At 42.7% G+C, this 18,535-nt stretch carries 16 protein-coding genes; 4 read left to right on the forward strand and 12 right to left on the reverse strand.

Annotation, left to right across the window (positions count from 1 at the left end; genetic code table 11):
* Positions 1-8 precede the first annotated feature (8 nt).
* The 3 genes from VMW01_08675 to VMW01_08685 all read left to right on the forward strand — a co-directional run bounded on the left by VMW01_08675 (position 9) and on the right by VMW01_08685 (position 1,932).
* Positions 9-284, forward strand: a complete 276-nt coding sequence (locus VMW01_08675; GenBank protein ID HUW06324.1) for a hypothetical protein — start codon at positions 9-11, stop codon at positions 282-284.
* Entirely contained in the window at positions 284-1,333 is a 1,050-nt protein-coding gene (locus VMW01_08680; GenBank protein HUW06325.1) for a 4Fe-4S dicluster domain-containing protein, read from the forward strand. Before VMW01_08675 ends, VMW01_08680 begins: the two co-directional genes overlap by 1 nt.
* A 215-nt stretch (positions 1,334-1,548) precedes the next feature.
* On the forward strand, positions 1,549-1,932 hold the full coding sequence (locus VMW01_08685; protein HUW06326.1) for a SiaC family regulatory phosphoprotein: 384 nt from the start codon (positions 1,549-1,551) through the stop codon (positions 1,930-1,932).
* Between the two features lie 124 nt (positions 1,933-2,056).
* On the opposite strand, the gene VMW01_08690 is transcribed toward VMW01_08685, so the two are convergent.
* The 5 genes from VMW01_08690 to nth form a co-directional block, all read right to left on the reverse strand.
* Positions 2,057-2,506, reverse strand: a complete 450-nt coding sequence (locus tag VMW01_08690) for a DUF4440 domain-containing protein (protein HUW06327.1) — start codon at positions 2,504-2,506, stop codon at positions 2,057-2,059.
* A 112-nt stretch (positions 2,507-2,618) separates the two neighbouring features.
* Positions 2,619-3,983 (reverse strand): TlpA disulfide reductase family protein, encoded by a 1,365-nt coding sequence (locus VMW01_08695; GenBank protein HUW06328.1) that lies wholly within the window; start codon positions 3,981-3,983, stop codon positions 2,619-2,621.
* A gap of 36 nt (positions 3,984-4,019) precedes the next feature.
* Positions 4,020-4,517 (reverse strand): hypothetical protein, encoded by a 498-nt coding sequence (locus tag VMW01_08700; GenBank protein HUW06329.1) that lies wholly within the window; start codon positions 4,515-4,517, stop codon positions 4,020-4,022.
* 82 nt (positions 4,518-4,599) lie between these two features.
* Positions 4,600-8,181 (reverse strand): PAS domain S-box protein, encoded by a 3,582-nt coding sequence (locus VMW01_08705; GenBank protein HUW06330.1) that lies wholly within the window; start codon positions 8,179-8,181, stop codon positions 4,600-4,602.
* A gap of 75 nt (positions 8,182-8,256) precedes the next feature.
* Positions 8,257-8,910, reverse strand: a complete 654-nt coding sequence (gene nth, locus VMW01_08710) for an endonuclease III (protein ID HUW06331.1) — start codon at positions 8,908-8,910, stop codon at positions 8,257-8,259.
* Positions 8,911-9,017: 107 nt separating this feature from the next.
* On the opposite strand from nth, the gene VMW01_08715 reads away from it, so the two are divergent.
* A complete protein-coding gene (locus tag VMW01_08715; GenBank protein ID HUW06332.1) occupies positions 9,018-10,892 on the forward strand; it encodes an ABC-F family ATP-binding cassette domain-containing protein in 1,875 nt (624 codons plus the stop codon).
* Here VMW01_08715 and tilS read toward each other — a convergent pair.
* The 7 genes from tilS to VMW01_08750 all read right to left on the reverse strand — a co-directional run.
* Positions 10,889-12,220: a tRNA lysidine(34) synthetase TilS gene (gene tilS, locus VMW01_08720; GenBank protein HUW06333.1), complete on the reverse strand. Its 1,332-nt coding sequence runs from the start codon at positions 12,218-12,220 to the stop codon at positions 10,889-10,891. The genes VMW01_08715 and tilS overlap by 4 nt on opposite strands.
* The gene (locus VMW01_08725) at positions 12,204-13,541 is read right to left on the reverse strand and encodes an anthranilate synthase component I family protein (protein ID HUW06334.1); all 1,338 of its coding nucleotides are present in this window, start codon (positions 13,539-13,541) and stop codon (positions 12,204-12,206) included. Before VMW01_08725 ends, tilS begins: the two co-directional genes overlap by 17 nt.
* An 87-nt stretch (positions 13,542-13,628) precedes the next feature.
* Entirely contained in the window at positions 13,629-14,264 is a 636-nt protein-coding gene (locus VMW01_08730; GenBank protein HUW06335.1) for a peroxiredoxin, read from the reverse strand.
* Positions 14,265-14,340: 76 nt separating this feature from the next.
* Positions 14,341-16,251, reverse strand: coding sequence for a hypothetical protein (locus VMW01_08735; protein ID HUW06336.1), 1,911 nt, complete (start codon positions 16,249-16,251; stop codon positions 14,341-14,343).
* Between the two features lie 87 nt (positions 16,252-16,338).
* Complete coding sequence (locus tag VMW01_08740) at positions 16,339-16,914, reverse strand: SiaB family protein kinase (protein ID HUW06337.1); 576 nt, start codon at positions 16,912-16,914, stop codon at positions 16,339-16,341.
* A gap of 343 nt (positions 16,915-17,257) precedes the next feature.
* Positions 17,258-17,962 (reverse strand): hypothetical protein, encoded by a 705-nt coding sequence (locus VMW01_08745; GenBank protein HUW06338.1) that lies wholly within the window; start codon positions 17,960-17,962, stop codon positions 17,258-17,260.
* 85 nt (positions 17,963-18,047) lie between these two features.
* Positions 18,048-18,535 (reverse strand): His/Gly/Thr/Pro-type tRNA ligase C-terminal domain-containing protein (locus tag VMW01_08750; protein HUW06339.1); only part of this gene is annotated, 488 nt, incomplete at its 5' end.

The raw sequence follows: 18,535 nt of genomic DNA on the forward strand, positions 1-18,535 counted from the left end.
CTTTAGCGATGGAAGCCAAGACAAAAACAATTAATATCATCAAGGAAACCCGAACAGTTCCTGCTCATGTTCAGGAGGGACGGAAGAAGTATGTTCGTATTCGGAAGGCAATTCTCGAGGCTCTGCGGGAGGAAGGAAAAACTATTCCTCAAGTTGCAGCAGCTACGCAGCTACCGTTGGACGAAACCACATACTACCTCATGACACTTCTCAAGTTTGGAGATGTGGAAGTGGAGGGAATTGATGATATGGACGAGTATTATATCTACAAATTGGTAAAATAATGGCAACTATAAATCCAGAATTCGGCAAGGAATTAAAAAAATACGGTGCATTCGATTATAATGCTTGCTACAACTGTGGCACCTGCACCGCTATTTGTTCTTTATCTACCGAAAACGACTCTTTCCCCCGTGAAATGGTTCGCCTAAGCGTTTTGGGAGACGAGGAGGGTATTAAGGCCTCATTAAAACCATGGCTCTGCTACTACTGCGGAGAATGTACTACCAATTGCCCTCAAGTGGCTAAACCGGGCGAATTAATGATGTCGCTCAGGCGTTGGCTTACGGGTGTTTATGACTGGACTGGGTTTTCAGGCCTGCTTTACAAGTCTTTGTCATTGAGCATTGTTATGTTTATCCTCACTGCCGTTGCGGTTATTTTTTATGGTGCCTACGAAAATTTCGATCTCGAGAAGATCATGCACGTTGGTCACTTATTTGAGATGATTGCCATAGCCTCAGTATTTGCCATTATTCTGCTTCCAAACATTGTTCGGATGTGGTGGCTGGTTATTGGCAAGCCGAAGGTGAAGGTTCCTGTTAAAACCTACTTTACGGCGATAGGGGAGCTGTTAGTGCACATGTTTACCCAAAAGCGGTCGTTAGGTTGCGATGATAACCAATTCCGTTGGTTCGAGCATTTCATCCTAGTGATTGGCTATTTGACGCTGCTGTTTACCACCGTTTTTCTCGATTGGTTTTCCGCTACAAACATGTTCGTGATCGTACTTGGATACATTGAGAGTATTATCATATTTGCTGTAACCATCGATTTTGTATCGAGCCGTATTAAAAAGAAAAAAGAGGTAAGTAGCAATTCTCAACCATCCGATTGGTTTTTTGTAATCTGGTTGCTGTTGATGGGCCTCACCGCTTTTATTGTAAGGCTGTTCATCGATCTCGATATTCTTGAGAACAATATATGGATGTATCTGTTCCACATGATTGTGCTGGTACAGTGGGCATTAATTATTGTTCCCTTCGGAAAATGGACTCACTTCCTATATCGTTCTTTTGCAATGTATATGGCAAAACTCAAGGAGGCTCAATAGATTTTGAATCTTGTTGGCACTGACTGATTAATTGGTGCCGATAAGATGCTTTCTTTACTAAACCATTACATTTATTGCCATTTTCTTGACTAGTAGAGGTGGTATAATATTTCATAAGAAGAGGCGCCATTACCATTGGGGCCTCTTTTTATCTATAACCATTTCTCCTTTAAAAGTTTTAGTTATAAATTTAGTGGTCAATAAAATCCCCAATTATGGCCCTGAACTCATATTACCAAGAAGCAACTAAGTTAACTCCCGAAATTTCCTGCAATGCTGAACTCGGGGTGGTTGAACTTAAGGGATTGTTTGTTTGCACCGACCCTCAGGTCCTAGTGGATCCGGTTGTTCAATGGATCAACGATTATGTTGCTGAGACGGGGGCCAGTCCGCTCACGCTTAATTTGAGGCTGGGGTACATCAATGGCATATCACAGGAGCATTTAAACAGAGTCCTTTTAAGCCTCAAGGCTACCCATAGGGAGGGGAGGGAAGTTATGGTGAACTGCTACTGCGAACCCGACGACGAGGATATGCTTGATTGGGCCGATGAGCTGGCGTCAGTATTTAGGCTTCCCTTAGCAATCGTTACAGATTAGTTCGGCGGTTTTCATGAATTTGCAACTGTTCTAATAGTGTACTTTCGAAAAAAAGTAAATTAGACATCGTTATGATTACCTGTGCTATACCCATACTCTTTTGGGCAAATACTTTCGAATACCTCTAATCGTAAACAAATTTCCAGGAACCATCGGCTTGTCGCTCCCAAACCGTGTGAAAAATTCCCTCGTTTTCGATCATCTTTCCAAAGGAATCCATTCCGGAAAAGTGGTATTTTCCGTAGGTGTAACCTAAGTCACCGTTGGCGGAAACTCCAATGAAATCTGGCTTCCACTCCAACTTAACGTTTTGTAGTCCACTGGGCTTACCGTAATAGGAGAAAATGGAATTTTTACCCTTAATAAGGACATCTCCCCGGTTGATAACGGCACTATCGGCAGCAAAGAATGTAAATGCTGCTTGAAGCCCTTTCTCTTTGGCCATTTGTGCAAATGCATTTTCTGCAGCAGCAATTTCGGTTACATACTTCGCCTTATTGTTGGTTGAATTGTCCTTGCTACATCCACTTATAAGGTATACTAGCAGTAGGGCGGCTACAATTGTTCGAACCATGTTCAGTATTTTATTATGAAATGCTTAAATTATATGCTACAAAGTTCTTCTTATATTTTCAGAAGTGAAGATAATAATTACTGGATAAAAATGGATGTTCAATGCAATTTTTCTACTTACCCAAAAGTTCCTTGAGCTTGGCTTCGAGTTGTTCAGGCGATGCTGGTTTAGAAATAATGGTCAGGTTCTGATCAACTAGCACCATTTTTGGCGTACCGGTTACATTGTATCGCTTGCAGATGTCGTTCTGCCACGATTGAGCAGCAAGGGTATTGGGCCAGTCAACTTTATAGTCTTTTAGAAACTTTTCGTAATCTGACTTTTCGTAATCAACTGAAATGCCAATAATTCCAAATCCTTTTGAACTGTAATGATCGTAGATGTTTTTTATGAGGGGCAATTCATGAATGCAATGCGGACACCAGCTGGCCCAGAATAGAACAAGCGTATATTTTGCTTTGGATTGTGACAGTGTAAGTTTATTCTCGTCAGAAGTAGTAATTGTAAAGTCGAAGGCCTTTTGTCCAATCGCGGTTGCTTTAATTTTTTCTATATCAGCTGGAGTAATTGTTTGATCATCATTTTGGCTGCAATGCGATTGAATAAAGCTATCCCACAAGTAGGTGGTTAATCCATCGTAATCTGTCTCCCCAAAGGTGTTGAAGAGATCGTTGGCCCAAAATAGAACGAGATTTTCTGCAATATCCGACCGTCCAAATAGGTTATTTAGTGCATTCTTGAAAACGGCTTCCTGCGATTCCTTATCGAGTGTAGTATTGAAAAATAGTTCGAGGTAGCTCCAAATTAGTTTACCGCTTATTTCAGTGAACTCAAGCCTTGGATCGGAAAGGTCGACATTGTCAAAGAAATGTTCCTGTCGCCACTTTTTCAGTTCATCCATTGTTAGTGCAGGTGGCGGAACTGGTCCAACAGTAGCCTTAATAATTGTTGAGGCAAGTAAGCCTAGGTTATTTTTGGCAAGATCCAGACATTTAATAGTATACTCCTCTTTTGCTTTGGTAAGTTCTGCTAGGTATGCTTGCTGTTGTTTGCCTCTTTTCGACGATTTTCTTGCTAATTTCTCCAGCTCCTCCTTTTTGGAGTCATATTGTTCCTTCTGATTTAGAAATGCATGAAAGACCTCGTTTTCTTTAGAATTGCTAAAACTAATTGATGCACCTGATGTGCTATCTTTTGCCTGAACTGTAAAGCTAGTGCCTGTATAAAGAAATTGAATATCTCGCTTCCCGGGTAAAGTGAACAGGTATTCTCCTGCCGTGATAGTAGAGTCTGGCTTAAAAGTGTATTTAAAGTTGTTGATTAAAAGGGAATCAACCTTTTCCATTTTACTACCATGGTAGCGAAAGATTTTCGCTAAAGGTGCTTTGCTGCCATTAATAGTAAATGTAATTTCTTGAGAATATAAGCTTCCCGTAATACACGCTGCAAGCAGAACAGCTAATGTTTTTTTAAGCATAAGAGTATTGTTGACAGTTAATATTTTTTATCTGACCTACTTTTCACTTTGTCCTTTTAAAACTGGGCGATAAAAATAGATTCGGCCTTTCACCATATTTGTGAGGTTAAATTCGCTCAGGCCTACCTTACGCCCCGAAAATCCAGTATTTTGGTGAGCTAATTCGTAAACACCTGGCGCAATTACCTTATACACAATGGCGGTATGGTGGGGCATCATTTCGGTAGTGGTGGTGTTCCCTTTTTTGTATACCACTTTTACGTTTTCGAATTGGATAATATCACCCGGCAAGACCACATCTTTTTTTGGGTCGATGCGTTTGCCATACTTATACTCACCATCCCATTCGGCGTTATTATTGGTGAGGGCTCTGTTGGCAAGGTCCCAGCATTCTCCCCTGTCCACTTTTTTGCCTATGACCGTGGTGACGTAGTCCACAATTTTCTGATTCAATACCGGTAGCTCCTGCCCAATGGCAAGTTCTGTAACTAGGAGCATCGTGGCAACTGTCAGCCATTTAATTACTTGGTTCATCTTAACGAAGATTTTTCATTTAGTACTTGTACAAGCCAAATATCGTAGAACGGTTTCAGTTGAGGATGTTTTACCTGATTTTCTATCTAGTAAGCCATAGGTGAATTTTTTGCCTCAACTCTTTTGGGTTAAACGGTTTTATGAGAAAATCGTTCATTCCGGCCTTGATTATTCTTGCTTGAATATCCGGTAGGGCAGAGGCGGTCAATGCAATGATGGGGATTTGTCGTGCGGAGGACTTGTCCAACTTTCTAATATTTTCGGTGGCTTCATACCCTCCCATAATGGGCATCTCAATATCCATAAGTATGCAGCTGAAATCTTGGTTTTTAACCATATCAACAGCCACTTGACCATTTTCGGCATGGAAAAATTGTGCGCCCCACTTGGTGAGAAATTTTTGTGTGATGAGCTTATTAATCTCATTATCTTCAACCACAAGAATGTTAGATCCCTTAAGCGAATCAGCAATTTCTCCTTCTGGAATTTCTACGATTTTCGGTTGCCGTTCCTCTTGAATGGCAACAGTCATCCATAGGTCGAAGAAAAAAACTGAGCCTTCACCTTGCTTGCTTTTTAATTTAATATCGCCACCAAGTAGGTTAACCAGCCTTTTGCTGATGGCAAGACCCAAACCAGTTCCACCGTATTTTCGGGTGATGGCAGCATCGGCTTGGGTAAACTCATTAAAAATTACGATCTGCTTCTCTTTTTTTATGCCAATTCCGGTGTCAAGAACCTCAAAGCGAACCAGTATTTCGTTTTGTTTGGTCTCCATCTGCCTAATCTTTAGGCTAATGTGGCCAGCTGCTGTAAATTTAATTGCATTACCCACGAGGTTGGTAATAATTTGGCTGATACGGAAAGGATCGGTTACTACCGAGTTGGGTAGTTCTTTGTCGACCTTTGTAACAAATTTCAGCCCTTTGTTTGCTACGGTAACCTCAAAGGTTTTGGCCATGCTCTGCGCAAAGCTGGCGAGGTTTACCGAGCGTCGCTCAATGGCTATTTTCCCGGCCTCTATTTTACTGAAATCGAGTATGTCGTTTATAAGGGCGAGAAGACTTTGAGCGGAACTAAGCAAGGTGTCTAGGTTCTCTTTTTGATCGAACCGAGGTTCTTCTTGGAGCATGAGGTTTGCCAGTCCTATAACTGCATTGAGGGGCGTTCTAATTTCGTGGCTCATTACCGATAGAAATTCCTCCTTCGCTTTTGATGCTCTTTCAGCAGCTTCCTTAGCGGCTAAAAGTTCCATTTCTTGCTTCTTTCGTTCCGATATATCAATGAGCAATCCACGGGTACCGGTGCAGCTGTTCTCCTCTATAATTGGACTTAGGTGGAGGAGTACCGGAAATTCTTTGCGCGATCCGTGCTTTGCCAAAAATTCACCAATGGGAGATTTCTGTTCTACTGTAGCAGCTTGGAAAATCTCATCGAACCGACCAGCGTCGGCCCTGCTTAGCAACTTTTTTAGAAAGAAGGGGGATCGACCTTGTTGTAGACTGAATTGTTTGTATAGAAGGTCGTTGGCATATGTTATAGTTCCATTAAGGTCGGTTTCAAATACCGATTCGGGTAGCTGCTCGGCAAATTCTCTAAATTTTTTTTCGCTTTTGCTTAGCAAGTCCTCAGCCTGTTTTCGTTCTATTGCAGAGGAAAGTAGGTTAGTAATAGTTTTTAACCCTTCTGATTCAAATTTTTTCCATGAACGGTAAACTCTTGTCTCCTCAAAGCAAACCACTCCAATAAGCTCGTTGTGCTGGAAAATTGGTGACACCAAAACAGACATGGTTCCACGAACAGTGAACATCTGCTGCCATGATTTCGGTAGCTGCTTGGAAACGTTTTCTATGGAGAGAATGTCTCCAACACGGAGCTTGATGTTGTAATCGGATAGCATGTTGAGGTCGATCCTCGTCACAACCTCCTTTCTGCTTTGAATGCTGGAAGCGCACCATTCGTAGGTAAGGTTGGCAAATCGATTATCGTCAACGGCTAAATAAAATACCCGAGAGAGACTAAGCATCTTGCCAATTTTTGCAAATTGCTTTTCCAAGATTCTCTCAAAGGACGGATTGGTTGCCAGTGTGAAGGAGAAGTCTGTCAGAAACTCTTGCCACAACAGGTTCTTTTCTCGTTCGATTTGGTATTCCTTTTGTTCAGTAATATCGCGTGAAAGGCCGGCGATAGCAATTACCTCGCCCTCAAGATTCATTACGGGCGATTTAAATGTTTCCCAGTGCACCGTTTTACCAGCTATCACTTCACTGGTTTCAAAGAAGAGTTTTTGTTCTGTTGTTGCTACCAGATCATCATTCTCCTTAAAAATTAACGCTTTATCGTAGGGCCAGAACTGAAAATCGGTTTGTCCAATAATTTTTTCAATGGGTTGGTTGTAGTGGTTGGCAAAGGCATCGTTTACTGCAAGAAATTGCCCGTTAGTATTCTTAATCCAAGCAAGGAAAGGGATGTTGTTTAGAATGGAGGAGAGCTGTGCCGTCCTCTCCTGAAGCATGTTTTCTACCCGTTTGCGCTCGGTAATGTCGTTAATAGCCGATATGATACAATCTTCGCCTAAGATGTTTATGATTTCGCCGGAGTATAGCCCAGTGGCAATTTCACCGCTGGCCTTTCTAAGCAAAATCTCCCTATTCTCAATGCGGCTAATGTTGGTCAGATCTTTTCTTATTTTTAATCCATCTTTGGGTTCAACATAGAAACGAATTTCTGCTGTAGTTTTTCCAACTACTTCAACCTTTTGTTGATAGCCAAATGTCCTTAGGAATGAATTGTTTACATCGAGAAATATGCCGCCATCAATGGTGGTTATGGCCATGCTGATTGGGCTGGTTTCAAAAGCCTTGTGGAATTTCTCCTCCGAGGCTTTAATGGCTTTTTCAGCATTTATTTTGTCGGTAATGTTTTGGCTGAAAAGAAAGAGGACTGGGCGGTCACTCCATGTTCCTCGCATTATGGAGGTTTCAGTAACAAGTGCCTCCCCATTCAACTTAAAAACATCGGTAACAATTCCCTTTTTGTCGGCAAGTCGAGGATTGTCAAACAGTTCTTGGGCTTGGGCAACTATGTCGTTTGAATGGAGTTCTCCTAAAGATTTAAATAGGATTTCATGTTCCTTATATCCGAGTAACCGGAGGGTGGCGTTGTTGGTTTGAATAATGTGCAAACTACTGTTCACAATTAGAATTAGGTCGTCGATGCTGTTGTATAGTAGCCTGAAATTCTTCTCTTCCTCAAGAACTACTGCCTCAGTCTGTTTTTGTTGTGTAAAGTCGATGGCGCTATCGAGCAGTGCGGTTTCTCCACCCCAGTCTATAATGGTTATGTGCGACTTTACCCATTTCAGGTTGCCCTCTTTATCCAGAAGGCGGTAGGTTATAGAATTCCTTCTTTTATTCTTAATCTCAGGAAAATCTTTAGCAAGAACTAGGCTTAGTAATTTTTTATCTTTTTTATGGACAATGTTGATTAATGGTTTGCCAACTAAATCCGATACTTCAAAACCACCAATTTCGGCGTAGTGGCTGTTGCAGAAGCAGATTTTATCGTGCTGAATAATTGCAATACCGGTTGGAGTATTGCTTAATATATTCAGCAATTCATCTTTGCTCAGGTGTGCAAACAATTTTGGCGTATTTTCTTCCATCCGATTTTGGTATGCGGCCAGTTGGGCAGAGGTAAATATAGGAAAAGTTAAGCCTCATTGTTCGGTTCCACAGGCTCAACTTTTTGTAGTCTTCTCTAAATGCTTATAATAATGGCAGAGGTGGGTAAGTCCACAGCTGTTGCACTTTGGATTTCGAGCAAGGCAGACGTACCTACCATGCAGAATTAGCCAATGATGGGCAATGGGTATCAGGGCCTCTGGAAAATAGGACATCAGCTGCATCTCTGTTTCTAGCGGTGTTTTGGCTTTGACTGAGAGGCCAATTCTTGCTGCAACTCTAAACACATGAGTATCTACCGCAAGGGCTGGTTTATTGAAAACCACAGAGGCAATCACGTTGGCCGTTTTCCTTCCCACGCCCGGTAATTTTTGAAGGTCATCTATATCGGATGGTACCTCTCCTTCGAATTGATCAATTAGCATTTTAGCCATACCCGATAGATGTTTCGCCTTATTGTTGGGATAGGAGCAGCTGCGTATCCTTTCGAAAATATCCTCAACATTGGCGGCAGCAAGTTTTTGTGGCGTTGGAAACTGCTTGAAAAATGGCGGAGTAATTTCGTTTACGCGCTTATCGGTGCATTGCGCCGAGAGGATTACTGCAACCAGAAGCTCGTAGGGTGTGCCATAGTGGAGTTCCGTTTCTGCTACTGGCATGGTTTCCTCAAAGTAGGCTATTACCTGACTGAAGAGCTCTTTTCGGGTCATTGTATTTTTGCCCCTAAGGTAGCAGCTTTTCCTTTTATGGGTGAATGAGGCCAATTTTTATCCTGTCGTTTGCCGAATTGAAGCTACCTTTGGGAAATTTTTAGTGTATGGCTTCTTTCTTGCAGGTTGAAGGGCTAGGCAAGTCTTTTGGCGATTTGGTTCTATTCACCGATATAAAGTTTTCTGTTGATCAATACCAGCGGGTTGCACTTGTTGCCAGAAATGGTTCTGGAAAAACTACCCTGCTCAACATAATTGCCGGAAAGGATAGCGCTGACTCCGGAGGGATCGTATTTAAGAACAACCTGCGAATAGGTTACCTTGAGCAGGATCCCGATTTTGCACCGGACCTCACGGTTTACCAGGCGGCGTTTGCCTCCTCTTCGCAAATGGTGGAGCTGATCCGCAACTATGAGCTGGCTATGCATGGGCATGAAGGGCTTGACCTTGGGCAGCTGATTGAGCAAATGGACCACTTTAAGGCATGGGATTACGAGGTTCGCGTTAAGCAAATTTTGACTCGCTTCAAAGTTGATTTTCTAGATAAAAAAATTGGTGAGCTTTCCGGTGGGCAACGGAAGCGTGTGGCGCTTGCCAACGTGCTGATAAATGAGCCTGACTTGCTAATCCTTGATGAGCCTACCAACCACCTTGACTTGGAGATGGTGGAGTGGCTGGAGGAGTATTTGTCGGGAACCTCCATTACTTTGCTGATGGTTACGCACGACCGCTACTTTCTGGATAGGGTATGCACCGACATTGTGGAGATAGATGAAAAGGAAATCTATCAGTACAAAGGAAATTACTCCTACTTTCTCGAGAAGCGACAAGAGCGGGTTGATGCACAGGCCAGCTCGGTAGAGAAGGCCACAAATTTGCTTCGTCGCGAGAAGGAGTGGATGAGTAGGCAGCCACAGGCTCGTGGCACTAAGGCAAAATATAGAATCGATGCTTTCTACGACCTCAAGGATAAGGCCAACGCTGGCCGGCGAGAATCTTCGGTGGACATCAGCTCTTCTGCTCGGCGGCTTGGGGGGAAAATTCTAACGCTGGAGAATGTGTCGAAGCGTTTTGGAAAGCAGGTTATACTGGATAATCTTACCTACACTTTTAATCGCTTCGAGAAGATTGGTATTGTGGGAGATAATGGTACCGGTAAAACTACGTTTCTGCGCATTGCCACCGGTGAAATGATGGCTGACTCGGGATCAATCGAGGTGGGCGAAACAGTAGTTTTTGGCTACTATAAGCAGGATGGGCTTGCCTTTGATGAATCAAAAAAGGTAATTGATATTGCTCGCGATATTGCAGAGGTGGTAAAGGTGGGAAAGGACAAAACGTTGGGCGTTTCGCAATTCTTGACCCATTTTCTGTTTCCCCCCGATATGCAGCAGAATTTTGTTTACAAGTTGAGTGGTGGCGAGAAAAGACGCTTATATTTGCTAACTATCCTCATGAAAAGCCCTAATTTTTTGGTGCTTGATGAGCCTACCAACGATTTGGATATTCTCACGCTTAACGTGCTGGAGGATTACTTGCGCGATTTTACCGGTTGCGTGATTGTGGTTTCCCACGATCGTTACTTCATGGATAAGGTGGTGGATCACATTTTTATTTTTGAGGGCAATGGTGCCATCAAAGATTTTGTGGGTTCTTATTCCGAATTGAGGGAGTGGAAAGGCTCGCTCGAAAAACAGGAGCGCAAGGATAAAAAAGATTCGAAACCACTAGTGGAAGTAAAGAAACCACAGGTTGATCGCCCTCGTAAGCTTACCTTTAAAGAGAAGAAGGAGATGGAGTTGCTGGAGCGGGAGTTCGAAGTGCTGAACGGTGAAAAGCAACTACTGGAAGCGGAACTGAATTCGGGCTCACTCTCTTCTGCATTGCTCGTTGAAAAGTCGAAGCGGGTGGCCGAGATACTGCTGATTGTGGAGGCGAAGGAGCTTCGGTGGCTTGAACTGAGCGAGGTGGAGGATGGCTAGCTGTTTTTTAGCTGAAATACGACCGCCGGTCCAGTTTTGCCGTGCTTGCGAAACTGTTCGCTTATTCTAATTCCAACTATCCAAGCAATCTTGTTTCCCGATTCAAGCACGAGCGTTTTTGACCGTTTTTGACTGTCGAGCTTCATATCGGTGAGAAAATCACTAACCTTTTTACTACCGTACATTCCAGAGGGGGTAAATGTGTCGCCAGGTTTCCATCGGCGTAGGGTTAGGGGAAAGGTTAGAGCCTCTGGGTCAAATACTGCAATGGAGGCCTTGCGGGGCATACTCTCTCCAGAAAAAATTTTACTTTCCCACCTAAGTTCTACTGGTTCGGTAAGTTCACCTTGGGTTGTTGAGATAATAGCTATTTCGTGCTCTTCGGAGATATTGGGAGCAACCACAAAACTGTTTCTGTTTTTCCAGAGTGTATGGGTAGCCGACTCGATTCGTTTACCCGTTTGTGCCTTGACCAGTAACGCCGTATTTTCAATTTCCCCTGGAGTAAAGCCATATCCGTAAAGAATTTCAAACAGAATGCTCTTCCAACCAGGCAGCGCAGTTAGTTCATCGATATCGAGGTGCAACTCCTCCGACTCCATCTTGGAGATGTTTGTTCTAACGGCATCAACGCTACCTTCGATTAGGGTGCTATAGCTGGTGAGCAGCGACATATTTTGCTCCATTGTTGCCATAAAGGAGGGATTCATCTCCTCGAATAGTGGAATGATATTGTGCCGTATAAAGTTTCGTCGATAAATATCGGTAAGGTTGGTGCTGTCCGTTCTATATTCCAGCTGGTGGCTGCTGGCATACTCCTCAATTTCTACACGAGTAAGGGCAATAAGTGGTCGAATTATGTTACCGCTTATGGATTTAATTCCCTGCAATCCTTTAATGCCAGTTCCTCTGGTGAGGTTTAGGAAAAAGGTTTCAATGGAATCGTTTTGGTTGTGCGCAATGGCAATGTATTTAGCCTTGTGTTCTTCGAGCAACTCTTCAAACCAGGTATATCGAAGCTCGCGCGCAGCCATTTCAATGGAAATGCCTTTTTCCCTTGCAATTGATTCTGTTTGGAATTGTTTTACAAGACAGCGTATTCCATGCTGATGACAGTAGTTTACCACAAATGCCTCGTCCTCGTTCGACTCCTTGCCCCTGAGAATGAAGTTACAATGGGCAACGATGATTGGAAAGTGGCTGGTTTGGAGCAAATGGAGTAACACCATAGAGTCCACACCACCGCTTACGCCAACAACTAGGGTTGGCTTTCCTAGGGCGTTTATGGTAAAAAAGTCACTCACAAGGTTGCTAAAATCCTTTTTCATTGCAGTGGGAAAGTGTATCGTTCATTGCCTTTGCCTTTACTGTGCATTCGGCATATTCTTCGTGGGCGTTGCTAAGCATTGTAATTGCTCCTCCAACGGCATACGAAAGGTATCTATTTGTTTCGTTATACACAAAGCTTCTGATCACCACATTGAAATCGAAGTCGCCATTTGGGGCAATGTAACCTACCGATCCCGAGTAAATGCCCCGCTGAAATGATTCGTTTTCGTCTGCCAGCTGCATGGCTCGCAGCTTGGGTGCCCCAGTCATGGAGCCCATGGGAAAGGTTGCTTCAATAATGCTGCTGAAACTAATTGGCATGCGAAGCTTGCACCTAACCGTAGAGATGAGCTGATAAACCTGGGGAAAACGATAAGGGCGACAACACTCCTCTACCATAACCGAACCTCTGGCGGCAATTTTTGAAAGGTCGTTCCTTACTAAATCAACTATCATTACGTTTTCGGCAATTTCCTTTTTGGACTGCAGAAGCGCTGTGAGATTGTTACTATCCTCCTGTTCATTGCTACCTCTGGGGCACGTCCCCTTTATTGGTTGGCTAAAAAGATTCTCACCATTTCGCTTTAGAAAGCGCTCAGGACTTGCGCACATCAAGTAGCTGTTACCATGTTTAAGCCATGCCGAAAATGGAGTAGGGGAGGTCTGCTTCAACTTTGTAAACAGTGCAGCTGGGTTAAGTCTCACGCCCTTTTGGCTAAATTCCTGACAAAAGTTAACCTCATAGATGTCGCCGCGCTGTATGTGCTGCTTTAGCAGGTTTACCTTCTGGAGATATTCTTCTTTGGATATGGTTGGTTTAAGGGAAATAGGTTCTTCCGAAATTACATCTCTGCTGGTAATGAATGGGTCCATGGAAGTAATTTTTTCAACTACCCAACTTAGCCTTTCATTGGGAAGCATGCTTTGAATCTCAACCGTATTGTTCTTTATCGAGAATACGGTTTCCGGTTGAAAGAAGAGAAAGTCATCAAAGCCAGAATGGTCTATCGGGGTCGTGGTTAGCGGGAAGAACTCGTTTTTTAGGTTGTAGGAGAGGTAGCCAAATAGCCAATCGGACTGCTTTGATTGGTGTTGGTCAATGGATTGGAGGCTATGCTTTTTTGACGAGATCAATGCAACAGCATTTGCTGCAGCAACTAGTTCATAATCGAGGTATTGGTTGTGGTTTTCACTTTCGTATTGAAAGCCGTTAGAGTCATAGTAAGCTGAGTATTCAAAGCTGGAGCAGTAGCTTAAAATATTCGATTTAAGCTGGTTTAAATTCAGTCCTTCCGAGGTAAATGTAATGGTTTTTCTCACGGGTCAAAGTTAACAGTTTGCTTAACAAACAAAAAGGCCCGGAATGCACCGGGCCAATAATCCTTCTACTTGTTAATTTATGATGTCTTAGTTTTTGGCAGACAGGTATTCTTTTACACCATCCTGGGAGGCTTTCATGGCCTTTTTTCCTTTCGACCAGTTGGCGGGGCAGACTTCACCATTCTCCTCGAAGTATTGGAGCGCATCTACCATTCTCAACGTTTCCTCTATGTTACGGCCCAAGGGCATATCGTTCACTACCTGATGGCGTACAACTCCATTTTTGTCGATTAAAAATAGACCTCTGTAGGCTTGAGGTATTCCGGTAAACTCAACAGCACCAGCTTCGTTGTAATCGTAGCTGCCGGCCAGCACGTCGTAATTTTCGGAAATAGTTTTCGATTGATCGCTTACCAAAGGGAAGTTTACCCCCTTAATTCCACCTTCGTTAACAGGTGTTTGAAGCCATTTCCAGTGTGAGAACTCTGAATCTACTGAGCACCCTACGAGGACGGTGTCTCTCTTTTTAAATTCCTCTATTTTTTCTTGGAAGGCAAGAATTTCGGTAGGGCACACAAAGGTGAAATCTGCCGGATAGAAAAAGAAGACTACATATTTCTTTCCAATATATTGCTCCAGCGAGAAATTCTCGGCAATCTCACCGCCATTTATCACCGCTTTTGTTCTAAAAGCAGGAGCTTTTTTACCAACTAATACAGACATGGAATTAATTTTAAGTGTTACTGTTTAAGCTCTAGAACACCACGACAGCTGGTTTTGTTTACCAAGTTTCTTATGATTACTGAAATTTAACCTGATCTGGAGGTGTAGGATAAAAATTTTCAAATCGGCTGCCTTGGATGCCAGATATATTTATGTAGCTTGGAATTGAGCCAATTGGCAGCCGAGGGTAGAAGGCCAACTGGATTTGTAGAATGCGAAAAACAAGATTTTCATTTCTCATTCTTACCCCAATACCAAAACCGGAGTAGAGTGCACCGTCAAAAATGTTTTGCGAAGCATGCCCTAACGTGCCCATGTCGAAAAAGGTGTAGAGGGCAACGTGGAAGTCCATGGGTGCATATGGAGTAAAAAAGACCACTTCAGCATTAATATTCAGCCTCTTCGTACCCGAAATATCTGGAATTCGTAGGCCCCTGATACCGTCGTTGGATGATAGTAAAATGGTTTCGCCTTCACCATAAAATCTGTTGAACCCTTGCGTATATGCCACATTTAAAAACTGTCTCATCTTGAAGGTTCCAAGCTGCCACAGGTTAGAGAACTGGCGGAAATCAACCCTGGCCGTTCCTTGTTCTGGGTTACCTCTTCTAATGTAAGACCCAATGCTAAATTTTAGCATGTTGTATCCAAGCGAATAAAGCTTACCCATACTAAAAATGGCGCCTAGATAGGTTCTTTCGTTGTATTCTCCAATTTCATAACCACCTGTTAATTCAAGTTTGAACCCTTGAGAAATGTCTTCCGTTTTTCCATATCCGTAAATAAGACTATTCTGAAAAAATCGCTGTGAGGAGATAGTTATTCCACCTAAAAGAATGGTCCGGTCATGAAATTCTGGGTTATAGGTTTTGTCAGTTGGTGGTCGGCTTCCAAAGGTATAGTTTGTAAGTCGCGTTGCAAATGTTAGCTGCTGTTTATAGTGTGTGAATTTGGTGCCTCGGTTTAAAACAAAGCTGCGACCAACCCAGCCGTCTTTAACCTGTGATTGGACCACATATATACTATCAAAGTCGAAGATGTAAATAGGCTGTGTACGAATGACATATGATATTCCTCCAGCATATTTTAGCCTTGTTTGGTTAAAGGCTCTTGTGGCGGAAAGCGACAGGTATTTGTCCCCAAAAGCGTTGTGATAGTTGACGTCGCCATTTATGAATTTTCCAAAGGTGTTGTTGATTTTGTAGTCTCCGTCAAACCCAGTGTTTGACGATGCTTTATAGTCATACAGAACCGTTGCTTGGAATTCATGACCCAAACCACCAATATTTCGATCGTAAACTGAGAACTGGCCCTTTTGTGAGTTGGATACTTCAAACTGGAAAGCAGTGCTCCAGACATCCCTAGTTGTGATGATCACATCAACAGAGTCGCTATTTTTTGCTGCGATGGCCCAAATTTGAGCATCAGCAATAAATGGCAAATTGCGCAAAAACTGCTCGTTTTCCACTGCAGCATATGGGTCAAATGGTTCACCCTTTTTCAGCAAGGTATTGTTCTTAAGGATATATTGGCGGGTATTCATATGCAGCCGGTTGCCCCACATCTTAAGTTCTTTTTGAGCGTTGGAGGTGTCTGAGGGTGTTATTGAAAATACGGGGTCCTGTATATATCGAATACTTCGAATGGGACGTCCTGAGAATGGGGCAAGTTGATCTTCTTTACTTGTTACCTCCCCTTCGTTGGGTTTTACGGCATGATTGGTGCTTCGTACCATCCAACTATATACTTCCCGGGTAAATCCCTTTTTTGCTGCTTGCGTCCTTAGTTGGGAAAACAATCGTTCACCCTTTGCACCGTCTCTTACGATAACAAAATCGACAGAATCGTTAAGGATAATGGTGGTGTCCTGATCAATTTTCAGCTTGTAGGTGGAGGTAACCAGTATCTGCCCTCTTTTCAGGTTAAGGGTGTCGGCGCCATGATTTTCGGCCCTAACCAAAAAAGGAAAAAGCAACCATTGCAGCATGGTTGCTAGGATAGCTATATTACGCAGTACTATTTTCCCTCTCATTATCGGTTATACTCTGGAAAGGTATAACGTGATTTGATCGAGTTAATTTTCCTTTCCGAATTTTTTAGAGTTGATCTCTACTTTAAGAATAAAGAAGTAGTTTTTCTCATCAAGCTGCAGGAACTGATAGTTAAGTGGCTCTCCTATTTTTCGAGCAATATCAATGAGACCAAGTCCTGCCCCCCCCTTATCGGAAAGTTTACCTTCGCGTATCTGTTTACGGTACATTTGGTTAAGCTCTTCTTTTGTTGCGGAGTTCACCTGATTTAATGCACGTTCCAGTGGTTCTTTGTGGTATTCTGCCACCTTGTTGGAGGTAATAATGTAGTATACATCTTGTTTTTTCCCAATTATGAATAGCCCATTTCCAATGTTGCTTTCCTTGATTTCATCGGAGTGTTTGTTCATGTTCTGCAGGGTTTCAACCATAACATGGTAAACCTTACGCTGAACAACCCTTTCCTCGCTGTTTTTCTCCATGTCTGACTCAGCCATTGTGGTGAACATCTTAGTGATTTCATGGCTAAACTCTCCAAGGTAGACCACTGAAAAGCCGTTTTCAATCATTTCATCGTAAATGTTTGAAACGGACTTGATGAAGTTAAAAGTCAGATTCATAGGTAGGCTATTTTTAGGTTGTTGAAGTAAATCGAAAGCAACGCAATCTAGCAATTTATTTAGCAAACTGCAAGCGGGAAGTGCCTCATTTCTTATTGAAAGATTGGAATAAGAATTTTCTATCGCAGAGGTATTGAATGTCCAAAGTGTCGTACTACATCATCTATGTGGCTATGCAATTGCAAGATATAATAACTTGACTAATACATTCCTACAGGTCATAAGAATTTCCTTTTTGAGAGCCACTGTTTTATTAGCTGTTTCCATATTACGGTAAACGTAACCTAGCCTCTGTATGTAATGCACTGATTATTATGCTTACAAGTTTTCCCGCAAAGTTTGATTACTTCTCTTCCAGCACGTCGTCGGAATTAAACTTGTAACCAAGTCGTTTGCCGGTTTGGACCTTCGAATTTTCAATCTTCTCAGTAACCTGGGCTACCGAGGCAATCTTAACGTTGTCGTAAGGAGGAACAAGTAGGTCGAACTCTAGCGTGTAGAGCATTGATGTTTCCACAATTTTGCGCAAAGCAACCTTGTCAATAATGGAAGATCCAAAGTTGCTATAGAGGAAGCCCATTTGCCGCTTTCCTTCTACAAAATAGTGCATGTCCTTGTTTACAAATATTCTTCCAATGAGGTATCCTAGGTCATCGTACCGGTTGTATTTAAAGGAATCGGAAAGAAAGTTGTAGATGTTAATGATTCCGCAATAGCTACGCATTTTGTCGTCCTGCACATAGGAGAGTTTCCACACGCTATGATCCCTGTCAAACTCAAAAATATTGGAGTGCATGCTGAAGATTAAAACATCACCAGCCATGCGCATTTCCGCTTCAAATTTCCCCTTTTCGCTGTATTCAAGCCGAATTCTCTTGTCGAGCCCCTTAATATTTAGGTTTATGTCGGTTGTGATCTCATGAAGCACCTCCTTGAGCATCTCCATCACTCCTAAGGTATTATCGTAAATTTTCTGCTTCAAGGAAGCTTTGCTCGAAAGTGTTTCGACAATAAGTTCCTTTGCCTCTTTAAGTTTTTTATCAGCCATGGTAGAGATAGATTATTGCTCTAAAGTAAAAAAAAATAGGACCAGTTAGCTCTGGCCCCATTTTTTATTCGTGTTATGCTGATGTTTAGTATGCTCTTGCAAAGATTACCCTGTGGTGGGATGGCTTACCAGTAACCATACACTTACCCTCTTCTTCAGGTGCATTAAGAGGAATACAGCGAATGGTTGCCTTGGTCTCCTCCTTGATTTTCAGCTCGGTTTCGGAGGTTCCGTCCCAGTGAGCGAGAAAGAATCCACCCTTTTCATCAAGTAGCCGTTTGAAATCATCGTAGTTGTCGACGGGAGTAATATTTTCGTTTCTGAACTTGAGCGCTTTTTGGTAAATGTTGTCCTGAATGTCGTTTAATAGCAGCTCCACTTTATCGGCGATACCTTCCACCGGAATGGTCTCCTTAGTTAGGGTATCACGACGAGCCACCTCAATGGTTCCATTCTGGTAATCTCTGGGACCCATGGCCAAGCGTACAGGAACCCCTTTTAGCTCGTATTCGGCAAACTTGAAGCCGGGCTTTTGGTTATCTCGGTTATCAAATTTAACGGAAATACCCTTTG

This window comes from Williamwhitmania sp. (assembly GCA_035529935.1).
Classification (GTDB): Bacteria; Bacteroidota; Bacteroidia; order Bacteroidales; family Williamwhitmaniaceae; genus Williamwhitmania.